1 rRNA gene is annotated in these 251 nt (G+C 51.8%); it reads left to right on the forward strand.

The annotated features are described in order from the left end of the window. Nucleotides 1–251 (forward strand): 23S ribosomal RNA (locus NFT33_RS19080); the annotation flags it as partial.

The following is a 251-nucleotide window of genomic DNA, read 5'->3' on the forward strand; positions in this document are numbered from 1 at the left end:
TCTGCAAAGACGAAAGTCGACGTATAGGGTGTGACGCCTGCCCGGTGCTGGAAGATTAAATGATGGGGTGCAAGCTCTTGACTGAAGTCCCAGTAAACGGCGGCCGTAACTATAACGGTCCTAAGGTAGCGAAATTCCTTGTCGGGTAAGTTCCGACCTGCACGAATGGCGTAACGATGGCCACACTGTCTCCTCCAGAGACTCAGCGAAGTTGAAATGTTTGTGATGATGCAATCTCCCCGCGGAAAGAC

The organism is Sphaerotilus sp. FB-3, assembly GCF_023706025.1.
GTDB lineage: Bacteria > Pseudomonadota > Gammaproteobacteria > Burkholderiales > Burkholderiaceae_C > Sphaerotilus > Sphaerotilus sulfidivorans.